A 16,610-nucleotide genomic window follows, 5' to 3' on the forward strand; every position below is an offset into this window, starting at 1 on the left:
CCATCGGTCCGTGAGCCGGAAGCAAGCAACGTACCCGGCAACTACACGCTCGGTTTGTCGCCGAGAAAACCGGGCATGCCAATCGCCAGCTTGCTCCTCGCTATGTCGACGCCGCGCTGCAAGGCGGCATCGAAATCGGCTTCGATCGCCGGCGGCGCGGCCATCGTGGCCCGAAACAGGTCCGCCCAGCGGAACTCCTCCAGCGGCACGGTCGTTTTCTCGCAGCCTCCGGCTTCGCGGACAAGGCCCGCCAGACTGCGGTAGGGATCGTCTTCCAGTTCGTACACGTGTCGCGGCATCGCTCCGAACGCGATGCGCCGCCCCTGCGCGTCATAAGGCCAGGTCCAGCTCCGGTTTTCCAGCGTCAGCCAGAACTGCGATTCATCGAGCGAGGAAAGGTCCGCCACGAGCACCACCGGCGCCTTCCTGATCCCCGCCGCCCACAACGCCGCCGCAACGTGATGATGGTCGATGGCGAACGCGTCCCCGCCGGGTCCGAGCACGACCGGGATCGGCTTCTCGGCAATCGCCATCTGGAGTTCCCGGCCCGACAGGCGGGCAAAATCCCGCGTTTTCTTCTCGACCTCGATGCGTCCATGCGACGCTTGTGTAGGCCGCAGCCTGTCAATGGCGATCTCTTTCATTTGCTTGTGCGCTCCGTCGATTGACGCGCTTCAATGACTGCCGGCTTCGCGTCGGATCAGGCTGATCTCGCCATTGCGTTCGAGGAACACCATCTCGACGCGCGAGAGATCGACTGAGCCGAGCTGGCGCCGCGCGCTTTCGAACACGTCGGTTTCGGCGATCAGTGCCGCGGACATCTGTTCATGATCGAAGCGTCCGTCGCGATAGAGCACGCGCGGCGAGCCGCCGATCAGCTTTTCGAGCCACCGCGAGTGCACGCAGGCCCACGCCAGCACCCGATGCAGCAGCACGAGAACTAGCGAGGCGGCGATCGTCGGCAGCGCCGGAGACGCCCCGACGATCACCCGCGAGAGCGTCGCGCCGAGGAGAATCGTGATGACGTAATCGAAAGCCGAGCGCTGCCCGAACGAGCGCCGCCCGGCTATGCGCATGAAGACGAGCGCCGCCACGAAGGCGGCCGCAGCGCGCAAGCCCATTTGCAGGGCATCGAGGTCCCGGCCGCTTCCGAACAGCGTGTCGATGAGGTTCATGCTCGCTCTCCTTTTGTCATGTCCGGAAGGGAAACATGGAGCGAAGCACGAAGCGATCCGCGCCGCGCGAACTCGAGCACGGAATATCGCGCGAAACGATCTGGGAAAGCGGAGGGCGCTTAGCGGGGCCTGAATTGCCGGGCCGCGATGCGTCAGTCAGGCGGCGCAGCGCATGTGCGCCGCGCGCCTCTCACTCCGCATGCGGATCGATGGCAATCGCACGCCGGCAATCGTCGTAGATCACCTTGACGAGTTCGCAGTCGTAGTTCAGATCGTGTTCGGTGAAGAGGTCGTTGACGGCGTCGCCGACCCACTCGCGGTCGACGATCCCCTGATGCACCTGCGCTATTCGCCGTGCGGCGAACGTGAGCTGCGCCGTCGCCAGCCAGTCGCCGTGGCGCCGATGGCGGTGCAGCCATTTGTGCGCAGCTTCGACATGAAAGTCACTCTCGGGCCACGTGCCATCCAGATAGTACGCAGCAAGGGATCCGCACGCGAGCCAGCACAGCAGTTGCGTGCGATCGTACCGATCGAGGTGTTGATAAGCATGGTCCATCATCGTCCCCTCGCGCCTTGACCGCCTGACGATAGCACGTCGATGCACCCTCGTAACGCCCTGAATCGAGCCGAAGCATTCAGGAAAATCCCTAGGTGAGCAGAATACTTCCTTGATTTACCGATCCGTCGCGGCGCCAGGTTGGTGTCCGCCGCGCGCGCTCAAGCCGCCATGACCTCCTCGGAAGCCGTCAGCAGCACAGGAATGGATTTGGACGTCGGCGTTCCAGCGCCATCGGCGACGGATTCGAGCGGCACGAGCGGATTCGTCTCGGGATAGTAAGCGCCGAGACAGCCGCGCGGAATGTCATACTCGACGAGCAGGAAGCCGTCCACGCGCCGCTCGACCCCGTCGTCCCAGACGCTCGTGATGTCGACCCGCTCGCCCGGCTCGAACCCGAGCATGTCGATATCCTCGCGATTCGCGAACAGCACGCGCCGCTGCCCGTACACGCCGCGATAACGGTCGTCGAGGCCATAGATGGTCGTGTTGTACTGGTCGTGCGAGCGCGTCGTCATCAGGGTCATCAGGCGTTCGCCGTGTCGCTGGCGGGCGCGGTGAATCGGCGTGTCGAAGGCGATCGCGTGCACGAGGAACTGCGCCTTGCCGCTCGGCGTCTTCCAGATGCGCTCGCGCGACGCCACGCCGAGATGAAAGCCGCCCGGCTGGTCGAGCCGCGCGTTGTAGTCCTCGAAGCCGTCGATCACCTTCGCGATGCCGTCGCGGATCAGCGCGTAATCGTTCGCATGCGCGAGCCAGTCGACCTTGCCGCTGCCGAGCGTCGCCGCGGCCATCCGCGCGACGATCGCAATCTCCGAGAGCAGATTCGGCGACGCCGGCTTGTTCATGCCATAGGAGATGTGCACCATGCTCATCGAATCCTCGACGCTCACGCCCTGCGCGACGCCGTTCTGCATGTCGATCTCGGTGCGCCCGAGCGTCGGCAGGATCAGCGCGTCGCGGCCGTGCACGAGATGGCTGCGGTTCAGCTTCGTCGTGATGTGCACGGTCAGGTCGCACGCGCGCATCGCCTGCCACGTGCGCGGCGTGTCGGGCGTCGCGATCGAGAAATTCCCGCCGAGCCCGATGAACACCTTCACGCGCCCATCGAGCATCGCCTGGATCGTGTTCACGACGTCGAGCCCGTGTTCGCGCGGCGGTTCGAAATCGTAAGCCGCGCCGAGGCGGTCGAGGAATTCCTGCGTCGGCTGCTCCTCGATGCCCACGGTGCGGTCGCCCTGCACGTTCGAGTGGCCGCGCACCGGGCACAGTCCCGCGCCGCGCCGGCCGATATTGCCGCGCATCATCATCAGGTTCGACAGGATCTGCACCGTCGGCACGGAGTTCTTGTGCTGCGTGAGGCCCATGCCCCATGTCGCGATGACGGCGCGTCCCTTCGCGTAGATGTCGGCGAGTTGCAGCACGTCGTTCATCGGCACGCCCGATTCCGCGACGATCGCCTCCCAGCTTTCGGCGCGCAGGTCGGCGGCGAAGTCCTCGAAACCGACCGTATGCGCGGCGATGAAATCGACATCCAGCACACGCTCGCCGCCGTTCGCGAGCGCAGCGTCGTCCAGTTCGATCAGGCGCTTCGCGACGCCCTTGATGAGCGCGAAGTCGCCGCCGACCTTCGGCCGGATGAAGACGGAACTGATCTTGGTGCTGCCCATCGTGAGCATTTCGACCGGATGTTGCGGGCTCGCGAAGCGCTCCAGCCCGCGCTCCTTCAGCGGATTGATCGACACGATCGTGGCGCCGCGCTTCGCGCACTCGCGCAGTTCGCCGAGCATGCGCGGATGGTTGGTCGCGGGATTCTGGCCGAAGAGGAGCAGGGTGTCGGCGTGCTCGAAGTCGTCGAGCGTGACCGTTCCCTTGCCGACGCCGACCGTATGCGGCAGGCCGCGGCTCGTCGCTTCGTGGCACATGTTCGAGCAGTCGGGGAAATTGTTGGTGCCGACCATGCGAACGAACAATTGGTACAGGAACGCGGCCTCGTTGCTCGCGCGGCCCGAGGTGTAGAAGGCGGCGCGATCCGGGTCGTCGAGCGCGTTCAGATGGCGGGCGATCAGCGCGAAGGCGTCGTCCCAGGCGATCGGCACGTAGCGGTCGAGCGCGGCATCGTAGACGAGCGGATCGGTCAGTCGGCCGTGCTGTTCCAGTTCGAAATCCGATTGCGCCATCAGTTGCGCGACCGTGTGCTGGGCGAAGAACGCCGGCGTCACGCGCTTGCTGGTCGCTTCGGCGGCGACGGCCTTCACACCGTTCTCGCAGAATTCGAACGTCGACGCGTGCTCGCGATCCGGCCACGCGCAGCCCGGGCAGTCGAAGCCGTTCGGCTGGTTCTGCGAAAGCAGCGTGCGGTAGTTGCCGCCCGTCACCTTCTCCTTGATGAGGTTGATCGCGACGTATTTCAGCGCGCCCCAGCCTGCGGCGGGGTGCGTGTACGGTTCGATGCGGGCTGCGGATTTTTTCATGACTGGGCGGGTCGATTCAAGGCGGTTTTGCCGATGGACTCAAGCGTACTGTGTTCCGAAAACGCGACGGCGCACAGAAAACCGCAAAGTCAAGGGATACAGTTGCGGCGATTTGTCATAGACTTCCTCAACTGGACTCCAACTCCGTCTCTTGAAGCTCTACGAAAAACTCGCCGACGAAATCGAGCAGGCCGTGCGGCGCGGCGTGTTCGCGCCCGGCGAGCGGATCGCGTCGGTGCGGCACGCGAGCCAGCAGCACGGCGTCAGCATCAAGACCGTGCTGCATGCGTATGCGCTGCTGGAAAGCCGCGGCGTGGTCGAGACGCGGCCGCAGTCGGGCTATTTCGTGCGGGAAGCGGCGCCCGCGCAGGCCGCGTCGAAACAGGCGCCCGTGCTCACCGTGGCATCGGAAGTGGACGTGAGCCGGCTCGTGCTGTCGACGTTGCGCAGCATCCGCGCGAACGACGCCGTGCCGCTCGGCTCGCCGTATCCGGACCCGACGCTTTTTCCGTGGCGCCGCATCAACCAGTACGCGAATGCCATCGCGCGGCGCCATGCGAGCTGGAACCTGATCGACGACCTGCCGCCCGGCAATCCCGAACTGATTCGCCAGATCGCGCGCCGCTATGCGGAGAACGGCGTGCCGGTCGATCCCGACGAGATCATCATCACGGTCGGCGCAACCGAGGCGATCAACCTGAGCCTGCAGGCGGTCGCGAAGCCGGGCGACACGGTCGCGGTCGAATCGCCGACCTACTACGCGATGCTCCACGCGATCGAGCGGCTCGGCATGCGCGCGATCGAAGTGCCGACCCATCCGGCCGACGGCATCGACCTCGACGTGCTCGCGCAGATCGTCGCGACGCAGCCGATCGCGGCCTGCATGGTGATGCCAAATTTCCAGAATCCGCTCGGCTTCCAGATGCCCGACGCGAAGAAACGGCAACTGGTCGCGTTGCTCGCGGCGCACGAGATTCCCGTGATCGAGAACGACGTCTATCACGAGCTGTATTTCGGCGAGACGCGTCCGTCGACGCTCAAGAATTTCGATACCAAAGGGCTTGTTTTGCACTGCGCATCGTTTTCGAAGAGCCTCACGGCGTCGTACCGGATCGGCTGGGCGATGCCCGGACGCTATCGCGCGCAGGTCGAGAAGCTGAAGTTCCTCAACACGCTCACGACGCCTTCGGTGCCGCAGGTCGCCGTCGCGGACTATCTGCGGCAGGACGGCTACGACCGGCATCTGCGGCAGGTGAGGAAGGCGTACCGGCAGCAGGCGCGCATCATGAGCGCGATGGTGCAGCGCTTTTTTCCGGCGGGCACGCGGGTGTCGTCGCCGCAGGGCGGATATGTGCTGTGGGTGGAACTGCCGCCGCGCGTCGATTCGATGCAGCTTTATCAGGCCGCGCTCGCGCATGGCATCACGATCGGCCCCGGCTACATGTTTTCGACGAAGAACGATTTTCGCCACTTCATCCGGCTGAACTACAGCTATCCGTGGACGTCGCAGACGGAAGGCGCGTTGCGCACGCTCGGGGAGCTGGCCGGAAAAATGACCTGAACGAGGGACTCCCATGAACGATGCCGATTCTGCAGACGGTGCAATCGATCCCGCGCTTGCCGCCGTGCTCGCGCAACTGTGGCACGCGGAAGAAGAGACGCCGGGCGCCGCGTGGTCGCTCGCGAAGCTCTCGAAGCAATCCGGCTTGCCGATGAGCGCGCTCAGACGCCAGTTGACCGCGCTCTCGGACGGCGGGATCGCCGAGACGACTTTCGACGAGACGGGCACCGGCACCGCGCGTTTGTCCGATACCGGCAAGATATTGTGCGGCCAACTGTTCGGCGGGCCGTTGCATTGACCCGCCGCCGACACTAACCCCGTGGAAATCCATATCACACTCGAAGGCCGTCGCGACCTGACGGGCCAGATCTATCGCCAGTTGCGCTCGGGCATCGTCGAAGGGCGGCTGGCCGCGAACGCACGCCTGCCGTCCACGCGCGACCTCGCCGCGCAACTCAACGTATCGAGAAAGACGACGCTCGATGTCTTCGAACGCCTGATCGCCGAAGGCTTTTTGCGCACGCGCGCCGGCGACGGCACCTTCGTCGCGGAAGGACTCGCGCGGCTGCCGGCGGCGCCGCGCGCGCCGTCGCCGGCGAGCGCGCGGGCGGCGGGCATCTGGGGCGCCATGCCGGCCGGCATGGCGCCCCAGATGCCCGCCGCCCGCGCGCTCGCCGGCGACGGCGCGCGCGGCGCCGCCGGCAGCCGCGCGAGTCCTTCCGCGACGAAGGTGCCGTCGCCGGCGCGCGTGCGCAAAAAGCCTTCGGCGATCAGGCGTTCGAAGACATCGAGCGTCGTCTTTCTCGATACGTTGAGTTGCGCGGCGAGGTCGCGCGTGGACGGCAGGCGTGCGTTCGCGGCCAGCCGCCCTTCGACGATGCCCGAGCGCAACTGGCGATAGATCTGGCCCGTCAGGTCGCGACGGCCTTCGAGTGTGATATGGATTTCCACGGGGTTAGTGTCGGCGGCGGGTCAATGCAACGGCCCGCCGAACAGTTGGCCGCACAATATCTTGCCGGTATCGGACAAACGCGCGGTGCCGGTGCCCGTCTCGTCGAAAGTCGTCTCGGCGATCCCGCCGTCCGAGAGCGCGGTCAACTGGCGTCTGAGCGCGCTCATCGGCAAGCCGGATTGCTTCGAGAGCTTCGCGAGCGACCACGCGGCGCCCGGCGTCTCTTCTTCCGCGTGCCACAGTTGCGCGAGCACGGCGGCAAGCGCGGGATCGATTGCACCGTCTGCAGAATCGGCATCGTTCATGGGAGTCCCTCGTTCAGGTCATTTTTCCGGCCAGCTCCCCGAGCGTGCGCAACGCGCCTTCCGTCTGCGACGTCCACGGATAGCTGTAGTTCAGCCGGATGAAGTGGCGAAAATCGTTCTTCGTCGAAAACATGTAGCCGGGGCCGATCGTGATGCCATGCGCGAGCGCGGCCTGATAAAGCTGCATCGAATCGACGCGCGGCGGCAGTTCCACCCACAGCACATATCCGCCCTGCGGCGACGACACCCGCGTGCCCGCCGGAAAAAAGCGCTGCACCATCGCGCTCATGATGCGCGCCTGCTGCCGGTACGCCTTCCTCACCTGCCGCAGATGCCGGTCGTAGCCGTCCTGCCGCAGATAGTCCGCGACGGCGACCTGCGGCACCGAAGGCGTCGTGAGCGTGTTGAGGAACTTCAGCTTCTCGACCTGCGCGCGATAGCGTCCGGGCATCGCCCAGCCGATCCGGTACGACGCCGTGAGGCTCTTCGAAAACGATGCGCAGTGCAAAACAAGCCCTTTGGTATCGAAATTCTTGAGCGTCGACGGACGCGTCTCGCCGAAATACAGCTCGTGATAGACGTCGTTCTCGATCACGGGAATCTCGTGCGCCGCGAGCAACGCGACCAGTTGCCGTTTCTTCGCGTCGGGCATCTGGAAGCCGAGCGGATTCTGGAAATTTGGCATCACCATGCAGGCCGCGATCGGCTGCGTCGCGACGATCTGCGCGAGCACGTCGAGGTCGATGCCGTCGGCCGGATGGGTCGGCACTTCGATCGCGCGCATGCCGAGCCGCTCGATCGCGTGGAGCATCGCGTAGTAGGTCGGCGATTCGACCGCGACCGTGTCGCCCGGCTTCGCGACCGCCTGCAGGCTCAGGTTGATCGCCTCGGTTGCGCCGACCGTGATGATGATCTCGTCGGGATCGACCGGCACGCCGTTCTCCGCATAGCGGCGCGCGATCTGGCGAATCAGTTCGGGATTGCCGGGCGGCAGGTCGTCGATCAGGTTCCAGCTCGCATGGCGCCGCGCGATGGCATTCGCGTACTGGTTGATGCGGCGCCACGGAAAAAGCGTCGGGTCCGGATACGGCGAGCCGAGCGGCACGGCGTCGTTCGCGCGGATGCTGCGCAACGTCGACAGCACGAGCCGGCTCACGTCCACTTCCGATGCCACGGTGAGCACGGGCGCCTGTTTCGACGCGGCCTGCGCGGGCGCCGCTTCCCGCACGAAATAGCCCGACTGCGGCCGCGTCTCGACCACGCCGCGGCTTTCCAGCAGCGCATACGCATGCAGCACGGTCTTGATGCTGACGCCGTGCTGCTGGCTCGCGTGCCGCACCGACGCGATCCGCTCGCCGGGCGCGAACACGCCGCGCCGCACGGCCTGCTCGATTTCGTCGGCGAGTTTTTCGTAGAGCTTCAAGAGACGGAGTTGGAGTCCAGTTGAGGAAGTCTATGACAAATCGCCGCAACTGTATCCCTTGACTTTGCGGTTTTCTGTGCGCCGTCGCGTTTTCGGAACACAGTACGCTTGAGTCCATCGGCAAAACCGCCTTGAATCGACCCGCCCAGTCATGAAAAAATCCGCAGCCCGCATCGAACCGTACACGCACCCCGCCGCAGGCTGGGGCGCGCTGAAATACGTCGCGATCAACCTCATCAAGGAGAAGGTGACGGGCGGCAACTACCGCACGCTGCTTTCGCAGAACCAGCCGAACGGCTTCGACTGCCCGGGCTGCGCGTGGCCGGATCGCGAGCACGCGTCGACGTTCGAATTCTGCGAGAACGGTGTGAAGGCCGTCGCCGCCGAAGCGACCAGCAAGCGCGTGACGCCGGCGTTCTTCGCCCAGCACACGGTCGCGCAACTGATGGCGCAATCGGATTTCGAACTGGAACAGCACGGCCGACTGACCGATCCGCTCGTCTACGATGCCGCGCTCGACCGCTACGTGCCGATCGCCTGGGACGACGCCTTCGCGCTGATCGCCCGCCATCTGAACGCGCTCGACGACCCGGATCGCGCCGCCTTCTACACCTCGGGCCGCGCGAGCAACGAGGCCGCGTTCCTGTACCAATTGTTCGTTCGCATGGTCGGCACCAACAATTTCCCCGACTGCTCGAACATGTGCCACGAAGCGACGAGCCGCGGCCTGCCGCATACGGTCGGCGTCGGCAAGGGAACGGTCACGCTCGACGACTTCGAGCACGCCGACACCCTGCTCCTCTTCGGCCAGAATCCCGCGACCAACCATCCGCGCATGCTCGGCGAACTGCGCGAGTGCGCGAAGCGCGGCGCCACGATCGTGTCGATCAATCCGCTGAAGGAGCGCGGGCTGGAGCGCTTCGCGAGCCCGCAACATCCGGTCGAAATGCTCACGATGGGCAGCACCAAGATCAGTTCCGTCTTCATCCGGCCGAAGGTCGGCGGCGACTTCGCGCTCATCAAGGGCGTCGCGAAGCGCCTGATCGAACTGGACGACGCTGCGCTCGCGAACGGCGGCGAGCGTGTGCTGGATGTCGATTTCATCGCCGCGCATACGGTCGGTTTCGAGGACTTCGCCGCCGACCTGCGCGCCGAAAGCTGGGAGGCGATCGTCGCGGAATCGGGCGTGCCGATGAACGACGTGCTGCAACTCGCCGACATCTACGCGAAGGGACGCGCCGTCATCGCGACATGGGGCATGGGCCTCACGCAGCACAAGAACTCCGTGCCGACGGTGCAGATCCTGTCGAACCTGATGATGATGCGCGGCAATATCGGCCGGCGCGGCGCGGGACTGTGCCCGGTGCGCGGCCACTCGAACGTGCAGGGCGACCGCACCGTGGGCATCGAGGAGCAGCCGACGCAGGAATTCCTCGACCGCCTCGGCGCGGCTTACGATTTCGAACCGCCGCGCGAACACGGGCTCGACGTCGTGAACACGATCCAGGCGATGCTCGATGGGCGCGTGAAGGTGTTCATCGGGCTCGGCGGGAATTTCTCGATCGCGACGCCCGACACGCCGCGCACGTGGCAGGCGATGCGCGCGTGCGACCTGACCGTGCACATCACGACGAAGCTGAACCGCAGCCATCTCGTGCACGGCCGCGACGCGCTGATCCTGCCGACGCTCGGGCGCACCGAGATCGACATGCAGAACGGCGTCGCGCAGGGCGTGAGCGTCGAGGATTCGATGAGCATGGTGCACATCTCCTATGGCATGAACAAGCCGGCGTCGCCGAATCTGCTCTCGGAGATTGCGATCGTCGCGCGGATGGCCGCGGCGACGCTCGGCAGCGGCAAGGTCGACTGGCTCGCGCATGCGAACGATTACGCGCTGATCCGCGACGGCATCGCGAAGGTGATCGACGGCTTCGAGGACTACAACGCGCGGCTCGACCAGCCGGGCGGCTTTCATCTCGGCGTGGCGTCGCGCGAGCGCATCTGGAAGACGCCGAGCGGCAAGGCGCAGTTCCTCGTGCACGCGATCGCCTTCGACACGCCGATTCACCGCGCCCGCCAGCGACACGGCGAACGCCTGATGACCCTGATGACGACGCGCTCGCACGACCAGTACAACACGACCATCTATGGCCTCGACGACCGTTATCGCGGCGTGTACGGGCAGCGGCGCGTGCTGTTCGCGAATCGCGAGGATATCGACATGCTCGGGTTCGAGCCGGGCGAGCGGGTCGACATCACGAGCGTCTGGGACGACGGGGTCGAGCGGCGCGTGGACGGCTTCCTGCTCGTCGAGTATGACATTCCGCGCGGCTGTCTCGGCGCTTACTATCCCGAGACGAATCCGCTCGTGCCGCTCGAATCCGTCGCCGATGGCGCTGGAACGCCGACGTCCAAATCCATTCCTGTGCTGCTGACGGCTTCCGAGGAGGTCATGGCGGCTTGAGCGCGCGCGGCGGACACCAACCTGGCGCCGCGACGGATCGGTAAATCAAGGAAGTATTCTGCTCACCTAGGGATTTTCCTGAATGCTTCGGCTCGATTCAGGGCGTTACGAGGGTGCATCGACGTGCTATCGTCAGGCGGTCAAGGCGCGAGGGGACGATGATGGACCATGCTTATCAACACCTCGATCGGTACGATCGCACGCAACTGCTGTGCTGGCTCGCGTGCGGATCCCTTGCTGCGTACTATCTGGATGGCACGTGGCCCGAGAGTGACTTTCATGTCGAAGCTGCGCACAAATGGCTGCACCGCCATCGGCGCCACGGCGACTGGCTGGCGACGGCGCAGCTCACGTTCGCCGCACGGCGAATAGCGCAGGTGCATCAGGGGATCGTCGACCGCGAGTGGGTCGGCGACGCCGTCAACGACCTCTTCACCGAACACGATCTGAACTACGACTGCGAACTCGTCAAGGTGATCTACGACGATTGCCGGCGTGCGATTGCCATCGATCCGCATGCGGAGTGAGAGGCGCGCGGCGCACATGCGCTGCGCCGCCTGACTGACGCATCGCGGCCCGGCAATTCAGGCCCCGCTAAGCGCCCTCCGCTTTCCCAGATCGTTTCGCGCGATATTCCGTGCTCGAGTTCGCGCGGCGCGGATCGCTTCGTGCTTCGCTCCATGTTTCCCTTCCGGACATGACAAAAGGAGAGCGAGCATGAACCTCATCGACACGCTGTTCGGAAGCGGCCGGGACCTCGATGCCCTGCAAATGGGCTTGCGCGCTGCGGCCGCCTTCGTGGCGGCGCTCGTCTTCATGCGCATAGCCGGGCGGCGCTCGTTCGGGCAGCGCTCGGCTTTCGATTACGTCATCACGATTCTCCTCGGCGCGACGCTCTCGCGGGTGATCGTCGGGGCGTCTCCGGCGCTGCCGACGATCGCCGCCTCGCTAGTTCTCGTGCTGCTGCATCGGGTGCTGGCGTGGGCCTGCGTGCACTCGCGGTGGCTCGAAAAGCTGATCGGCGGCTCGCCGCGCGTGCTCTATCGCGACGGACGCTTCGATCATGAACAGATGTCCGCGGCACTGATCGCCGAAACCGACGTGTTCGAAAGCGCGCGGCGCCAGCTCGGCTCAGTCGATCTCTCGCGCGTCGAGATGGTGTTCCTCGAACGCAATGGCGAGATCAGCCTGATCCGACGCGAAGCCGGCAGTCATTGAAGCGCGTCAATCGACGGAGCGCACAAGCAAATGAAAGAGATCGCCATTGACAGGCTGCGGCCTACACAAGCGTCGCATGGACGCATCGAGGTCGAGAAGAAAACGCGGGATTTTGCCCGCCTGTCGGGCCGGGAACTCCAGATGGCGATTGCCGAGAAGCCGATCCCGGTCGTGCTCGGACCCGGCGGGGACGCGTTCGCCATCGACCATCATCACGTTGCGGCGGCGTTGTGGGCGGCGGGGATCAGGAAGGCGCCGGTGGTGCTCGTGGCGGACCTTTCCTCGCTCGATGAATCGCAGTTCTGGCTGACGCTGGAAAACCGGAGCTGGACCTGGCCTTATGACGCGCAGGGGCGGCGCATCGCGTTCGGAGCGATGCCGCGACACGTGTACGAACTGGAAGACGATCCCTACCGCAGTCTGGCGGGCCTTGTCCGCGAAGCCGGAGGCTGCGAGAAAACGACCGTGCCGCTGGAGGAGTTCCGCTGGGCGGACCTGTTTCGGGCCACGATGGCCGCGCCGCCGGCGATCGAAGCCGATTTCGATGCCGCCTTGCAGCGCGGCGTCGACATAGCGAGGAGCAAGCTGGCGATTGGCATGCCCGGTTTTCTCGGCGACAAACCGAGCGTGTAGTTGCCGGGTACGTTGCTTGCTTCCGGCTCACGGACCGATGGAGAAGCCAATGACCGACAAGCCCCAGACCTTGACGCTGCTGAGTACCGGCGAGTGCATCACCCGGGACGAGTTTCGAGCCTGCTTCATGAAGCGGTTCCACGACCCTGCATGTCGCGGTGAAAAACAGGTCCTCATGGAACTCGAGACCAAGGTGTGGCACGACTACACGCAGATCGCCCAACCGCTCACTACGGTGCTCGGCAGGGCTTAGTCGCTAAAGAGGTCGGCAGTCGCGGATTGCGTCGGCTCAACCGACGGCAGAACGCCTTCGCGGACCTGTGCCAGAACGGCTGGCGGCAACCAGATCTCTTCGATCGCGCCAATCCCGTTCTCGATCAACTGTTGCAGGAAAAACGACTGCTTGCGTCCGGTCGTCTCGGCCAAGAGCCTGAGCCTCTGCTCGATTTCCGGATCGACTCGCACGGCAACCACTTTCAGCTTGTTTGTGGCATTCCTTCTCACCCTTGCTCCTTTTACATTTTTCCGCTTCGGACACGGACGTCGGACGCGATACTAACAGCCCTTAGGCAGTCGTTCCGAAGAAGCAGTCGATCGGGGGCGTTTGACAGGCGAAAGTCCCGTACGAGTCCGCGACAAAACGAAAAAGCGGCCCCTGGGGGCCGCTCTTGTCGGTTGCCGACTTTAACCGCTTACAGCGGCTGAATGGTCGCTGCCTGCTTTCCCTTCGGTCCCTGCTTGATCTCGAAGCTTACTTTCTGGTTTTCCTGCAGCGATTTGAAGCCGCTGCCCTGGATTTCGGAAAAATGCGCAAACAGATCTTCTCCGCCGCCATCCGGCGTGATAAAGCCAAATCCCTTTGCGTCATTGAACCACTTCACCGTACCTGTTGCCATTCTCGCTATGCCTCATCAAATAACGAATTACGCCAAATAAGTTTTACGACTGCGCCCGCGTGGGAATCATCGTGCTTACGTTTTAGCACGCCGACGCCCGCTTTCTCAATGGGCAATTCCACTGAATCAGATGACTAATACGATTGTCGCGGTAATAAAATCACTTGACGGCGACGAGTTCTTCCTCCACCGCATCGCCCGCCACCGGCACGACGCCGGACGGTCCCATTGCCCGAGGCTGGAGCAGCAGCGCAACGAGTCCGGTCCATCCGGTCTGATGCGACGCTCCCACCCCGCGTCCGTTGTCGCCATGAAAATATTCGTGAAAGAGCACGAGATCGCGCGATTTCGGGTCGGCCTGAAGCAGCGGATACGCCGCCATCACGGGCCGTTCGCCGTTTTTGTCCAGGAGAAACAGCGTCGTCACGCGGCGTGCGAGTTCGTCGGCGATTTCGGAAAGCGACAAACAGTGTCCCGAACCCGTCGGATATTCGACGCGAAACTCGTCGCCGTAATACCGATGAAACTCGTACAGCGATTCGATCAGCAGATAATTGACCGGCATCCACACCGGCCCGCGCCAGTTCGAATTGCCGCCGAAGACCCGCGAATTCGACTCCGCCGGCAAATACCGCACGCAAAAGCTGTCGCCGTTGTGATGAAACACGAACGGCTCGTCGCGATGCACGCGCGACAGCGCCCGCACGCCATGATCGGAAAGAAACTCGGATTCGTCGAGCATGCGCTTGAGGAGCGCCTTCATCCGGTGGCCGCGCAATAGCGACAACAGCAGGCTATTGCCCTTGCCCGGTTCGTTCCAGCGCGACACGAGCCGCGCCAGATCCGGCCGATGTTCGAGGAACCACACGAGCCGGTCCCGCAGGCCGGGCAAATCGCCGTGCACGCTCTGCTCCAGCACGTGCACGGCAAAGAGCGGGATCAGCCCGACGATCGAGCGGATGCGCATCGGCACGTTGGTGCCGTCGGGCAGCCGCAGTTTGTCGTAGAAGAATTCGTCCGGGGTGTCCCAGAGGCCCGTGTCGCAGCCGTCCTCGCAACTGACGGCCTCCGCGATGTACAGAAAGTGCTCGAAGAACTTCACCGCGATGTCGACGAACACGTGATTCGCGTACGCCAGTTCCAGCGCGATGCGCATCAGGTCGAGTGCGTACGCGGCCATCCACGCGGTGCCGTCGGCCTGATCGATATGGCCGCCGGTGGGCAGCGCGGACGAGCGGTCGAAGATGCCCACGTTGTCCAGTCCAAGAAAGCCGCCCTGGAAAATATTGTGGCCGTCGGCGTCCTTGCGATTCACCCACCACGAAAAATTCAGCAGCAGCTTGTGAAACACGAGTTCGAGAAAGTCGCGATCGCCCTTGCCGGTGATCGCGCGGTCGATCTCGTAGACGCGCCACGTCGCCCACGCGTGCACCGGCGGATTGGCGTCGCCGAAAGCCCATTCGTAGGCCGGCAACTGGCCGTTCGGATGCTGGTAGCGGTCCTTGACGAGCAGCAGCAACTGACGCTTGGCGAACGCCGGATCGATCAGCGCGAAGGCCGCCGCATGAAACGCAAGATCCCACGACGCGTACCACGGGTATTCCCACTTGTCCGGCATCGAGACGATGTCCGCGTTGCACAGATGCCGCCAGTCGGCGTTCCGGCCGTGCCGGCGACCCTTCGGCGGCTTTGGCTGCGCGGGGTCGCCGTCCATCCAGCGCGTGACGTCGAACTGGTAATACTGCTTCGACCACAGCATGCCCGCGAGCGCCTGCCGCTGCACGAGGCGCGCATCGGCGCTCTCGATATCGCCTTGCAGCGCGGCGTAGAACGCGTCGGCCTCGGCGATGCGGCGCGAAAACAGCGCGTCGATGTCGAGCGGCACGACGTCCGGCGCCGACTCGGGCCGCCAGCGCATCGTCACGACCGCGCGGCCGTGGGCTTCCAGCTCCAGATGCACGTGGGGCGCCGCGCGCGTGCCCGACGCGCGGCTGACGGCCTGTTCATCGCGATGCACGATGTAGTCGTTGAAGCCGTCCTTGAACGGGCCGGGGCCGTCCATGTCGAACATGCGCCTGACGTTGGTCTCGTTCTCACAGAAGAGCCAGTCGAGCTTCCCGCCCTGCGCCGATGCGGTGACGACCATCGGCTCATGCCCGTCATGGCGCGCGACGACGTGCGGCTCGCCCGCGTTCGTCGCGAGCGTGAGCGACGGTTTCTTCTGCGCCGGCTTCCACGACCACGTGTTGCGCGCCCAGAACAACGGCAGGACGTCGAGCGCGGCGGCGTCCGATGCGCGATTCTCGACGGTCACGCGCATCACGATGTCATCTGCGGTGTGCTTCGCGTACTCCACTTGCACGTCGAAGTAGCGGTTGTCGTCGAACACGCCGGTATCGAGGATTTCGTACTCCGGCCGGTCCGGACCGCGCGCGGCGTTCTCGCGGACGAGGTCGTCGTACGGATACGCGGCCTGCGGGTACTTGTACAGCATGCGCATATAGGAATGCGTGGGCGTGCCGTCGAGGTAGAAGTACAGTTCCTTCACGTCCTCGCCGTGATTGCCCTGCTCGTTCGTGAGCCCGAAGAGGCGTTCCTTGAGGATCGGATCGCGGCCGTTCCAGAGCGCGAGCGAGGCGCACCAGCTGAGCTTGTCGTCGCCGAAGCCGGCGATGCCGTCCTCGCCCCAGCGGTATGCCCGGCTGCGCGCGTGATCGTGCGGGAAATAGTCCCAGGCGGTGCCGTTTTCGCTGTAATCCTCGCGCACGGTCCCCCACTGACGCTCGCTCAGATACGGGCCCCAGCGCTGCCAGCGGCCGCATTCGGAAGAATGGAGTCGGGCTCCCTCGATGGTCTCGAGCACATTGGTGGCGCGCAGGGGCGGCATGACTTTCTCCTCTTTTCTGAACGGTCGGCATTTCATTCGACACTTCACCGCCGGCGAAACGACCCA

Annotated in this window: 16 protein-coding genes and 2 pseudogenes; 8 read left to right on the forward strand and 10 right to left on the reverse strand. The window is 64.6% G+C overall.

Annotation, left to right across the window (positions count from 1 at the left end; genetic code table 11):
- Positions 1 to 41: 41 nt before the first annotated feature.
- The 4 genes from AWB66_RS16055 to AWB66_RS16070 form a co-directional block, all read right to left on the reverse strand.
- Positions 42 to 644, reverse strand: a complete 603-nt coding sequence (locus AWB66_RS16055; protein ID WP_087631268.1) for a ParB-like protein — start codon at positions 642 to 644, stop codon at positions 42 to 44.
- A gap of 30 nt (positions 645 to 674) precedes the next feature.
- A complete protein-coding gene (locus AWB66_RS16060; protein WP_087631269.1) occupies positions 675 to 1,175 on the reverse strand; it encodes a DUF421 domain-containing protein in 501 nt (166 codons plus the stop codon).
- 190 nt (positions 1,176 to 1,365) lie between these two features.
- A complete protein-coding gene (locus AWB66_RS16065) occupies positions 1,366 to 1,734 on the reverse strand; it encodes a hypothetical protein (protein ID WP_235021133.1) in 369 nt (122 codons plus the stop codon).
- A gap of 158 nt (positions 1,735 to 1,892) precedes the next feature.
- Positions 1,893 to 4,205, reverse strand: coding sequence for an FdhF/YdeP family oxidoreductase (locus tag AWB66_RS16070; protein ID WP_087631270.1), 2,313 nt, complete (start codon positions 4,203 to 4,205; stop codon positions 1,893 to 1,895).
- A gap of 151 nt (positions 4,206 to 4,356) precedes the next feature.
- Here AWB66_RS16070 and AWB66_RS16075 point away from each other — a divergent pair, with 151 nt between their 5' ends.
- The 3 genes and pseudogenes from AWB66_RS16075 to AWB66_RS35270 form a co-directional block, all read left to right on the forward strand.
- On the forward strand, positions 4,357 to 5,766 hold the full coding sequence (locus tag AWB66_RS16075) for an aminotransferase-like domain-containing protein (RefSeq protein WP_087631271.1): 1,410 nt from the start codon (positions 4,357 to 4,359) through the stop codon (positions 5,764 to 5,766).
- Positions 5,767 to 5,779: 13 nt separating this feature from the next.
- Positions 5,780 to 6,064, forward strand: a complete 285-nt coding sequence (locus AWB66_RS16080) for a helix-turn-helix transcriptional regulator (protein ID WP_087631272.1) — start codon at positions 5,780 to 5,782, stop codon at positions 6,062 to 6,064.
- A gap of 21 nt (positions 6,065 to 6,085) precedes the next feature.
- A pseudogene (locus AWB66_RS35270) lies at positions 6,086 to 6,427 on the forward strand (GntR family transcriptional regulator); the annotation flags it as partial.
- Positions 6,428 to 6,501: 74 nt separating this feature from the next.
- Here the strand turns inward: AWB66_RS35270 and AWB66_RS35275 are convergent.
- The 3 genes and pseudogenes from AWB66_RS35275 to AWB66_RS16100 form a co-directional block, all read right to left on the reverse strand.
- A pseudogene (locus tag AWB66_RS35275) lies at positions 6,502 to 6,717 on the reverse strand (GntR family transcriptional regulator); the annotation flags it as partial.
- Positions 6,718 to 6,738: 21 nt separating this feature from the next.
- Positions 6,739 to 7,023: a helix-turn-helix transcriptional regulator gene (locus AWB66_RS16095; RefSeq protein WP_087631272.1), complete on the reverse strand. Its 285-nt coding sequence runs from the start codon at positions 7,021 to 7,023 to the stop codon at positions 6,739 to 6,741.
- A gap of 13 nt (positions 7,024 to 7,036) precedes the next feature.
- The gene (locus AWB66_RS16100; RefSeq protein ID WP_087631271.1) at positions 7,037 to 8,446 is read right to left on the reverse strand and encodes an aminotransferase-like domain-containing protein; all 1,410 of its coding nucleotides are present in this window, start codon (positions 8,444 to 8,446) and stop codon (positions 7,037 to 7,039) included.
- 151 nt (positions 8,447 to 8,597) lie between these two features.
- On the opposite strand from AWB66_RS16100, the gene AWB66_RS16105 reads away from it, so the two are divergent.
- The 5 genes from AWB66_RS16105 to AWB66_RS16125 all read left to right on the forward strand — a co-directional run bounded on the left by AWB66_RS16105 (position 8,598) and on the right by AWB66_RS16125 (position 13,014).
- The gene (locus AWB66_RS16105; RefSeq protein ID WP_087631270.1) at positions 8,598 to 10,910 is read left to right on the forward strand and encodes an FdhF/YdeP family oxidoreductase; all 2,313 of its coding nucleotides are present in this window, start codon (positions 8,598 to 8,600) and stop codon (positions 10,908 to 10,910) included.
- Positions 10,911 to 11,068: 158 nt separating this feature from the next.
- Positions 11,069 to 11,437: a hypothetical protein gene (locus AWB66_RS16110; protein ID WP_235021133.1), complete on the forward strand. Its 369-nt coding sequence runs from the start codon at positions 11,069 to 11,071 to the stop codon at positions 11,435 to 11,437.
- 190 nt (positions 11,438 to 11,627) lie between these two features.
- Entirely contained in the window at positions 11,628 to 12,128 is a 501-nt protein-coding gene (locus tag AWB66_RS16115; RefSeq protein WP_087631269.1) for a DUF421 domain-containing protein, read from the forward strand.
- Between the two features lie 30 nt (positions 12,129 to 12,158).
- Entirely contained in the window at positions 12,159 to 12,761 is a 603-nt protein-coding gene (locus AWB66_RS16120; protein WP_087631268.1) for a ParB-like protein, read from the forward strand.
- A 49-nt stretch (positions 12,762 to 12,810) separates the two neighbouring features.
- Complete coding sequence (locus AWB66_RS16125; protein WP_087631267.1) at positions 12,811 to 13,014, forward strand: hypothetical protein; 204 nt, start codon at positions 12,811 to 12,813, stop codon at positions 13,012 to 13,014.
- Here the strand turns inward: AWB66_RS16125 and AWB66_RS16130 are convergent.
- The 3 genes from AWB66_RS16130 to AWB66_RS16140 form a co-directional block, all read right to left on the reverse strand.
- Positions 13,011 to 13,265, reverse strand: a complete 255-nt coding sequence (locus AWB66_RS16130) for a hypothetical protein (protein WP_087631266.1) — start codon at positions 13,263 to 13,265, stop codon at positions 13,011 to 13,013. The two genes, AWB66_RS16125 and AWB66_RS16130, sit on opposite strands and share 4 nt — an antisense overlap.
- 188 nt (positions 13,266 to 13,453) lie before the next feature.
- Positions 13,454 to 13,657 (reverse strand): cold-shock protein, encoded by a 204-nt coding sequence (locus AWB66_RS16135; protein WP_087631265.1) that lies wholly within the window; start codon positions 13,655 to 13,657, stop codon positions 13,454 to 13,456.
- A gap of 160 nt (positions 13,658 to 13,817) precedes the next feature.
- The gene (locus AWB66_RS16140) at positions 13,818 to 16,544 is read right to left on the reverse strand and encodes an MGH1-like glycoside hydrolase domain-containing protein (RefSeq protein WP_087631264.1); all 2,727 of its coding nucleotides are present in this window, start codon (positions 16,542 to 16,544) and stop codon (positions 13,818 to 13,820) included.
- Positions 16,545 to 16,610: the final 66 nt, after the last annotated feature.

Source organism: Caballeronia telluris (assembly GCF_001544495.1).
Classification (GTDB): Bacteria; Pseudomonadota; Gammaproteobacteria; order Burkholderiales; family Burkholderiaceae; genus Caballeronia; species Caballeronia telluris.

Excerpts from the sequence above, each read along its gene's own strand:
- AWB66_RS16060 (WP_087631269.1), bottom strand. The coding sequence starts at position 1,175 with ATGAACCTCATCGACACGCTGTTCGGAAGCGGCCGGGACCTCGATGCC.
- AWB66_RS16070 (WP_087631270.1), bottom strand. The coding sequence starts at position 4,205 with ATGAAAAAATCCGCAGCCCGCATCGAACCGTACACGCACCCCGCCGCA.
- AWB66_RS16080 (WP_087631272.1), top strand. The coding sequence starts at position 5,780 with ATGAACGATGCCGATTCTGCAGACGGTGCAATCGATCCCGCGCTTGCC.
- AWB66_RS16055 (WP_087631268.1), bottom strand. The coding sequence starts at position 644 with ATGAAAGAGATCGCCATTGACAGGCTGCGGCCTACACAAGCGTCGCAT.
- AWB66_RS16115 (WP_087631269.1), top strand. The coding sequence starts at position 11,628 with ATGAACCTCATCGACACGCTGTTCGGAAGCGGCCGGGACCTCGATGCC.
- AWB66_RS16125 (WP_087631267.1), top strand. The coding sequence starts at position 12,811 with ATGACCGACAAGCCCCAGACCTTGACGCTGCTGAGTACCGGCGAGTGC.
- AWB66_RS16095 (WP_087631272.1), bottom strand. The coding sequence starts at position 7,023 with ATGAACGATGCCGATTCTGCAGACGGTGCAATCGATCCCGCGCTTGCC.
- AWB66_RS16135 (WP_087631265.1), bottom strand. The coding sequence starts at position 13,657 with ATGGCAACAGGTACGGTGAAGTGGTTCAATGACGCAAAGGGATTTGGC.
- AWB66_RS16065 (WP_235021133.1), bottom strand. The coding sequence starts at position 1,734 with ATGATGGACCATGCTTATCAACACCTCGATCGGTACGATCGCACGCAA.
- AWB66_RS16140 (WP_087631264.1), bottom strand. The coding sequence starts at position 16,544 with ATGCCGCCCCTGCGCGCCACCAATGTGCTCGAGACCATCGAGGGAGCC.
- AWB66_RS16120 (WP_087631268.1), top strand. The coding sequence starts at position 12,159 with ATGAAAGAGATCGCCATTGACAGGCTGCGGCCTACACAAGCGTCGCAT.
- AWB66_RS16105 (WP_087631270.1), top strand. The coding sequence starts at position 8,598 with ATGAAAAAATCCGCAGCCCGCATCGAACCGTACACGCACCCCGCCGCA.
- AWB66_RS16110 (WP_235021133.1), top strand. The coding sequence starts at position 11,069 with ATGATGGACCATGCTTATCAACACCTCGATCGGTACGATCGCACGCAA.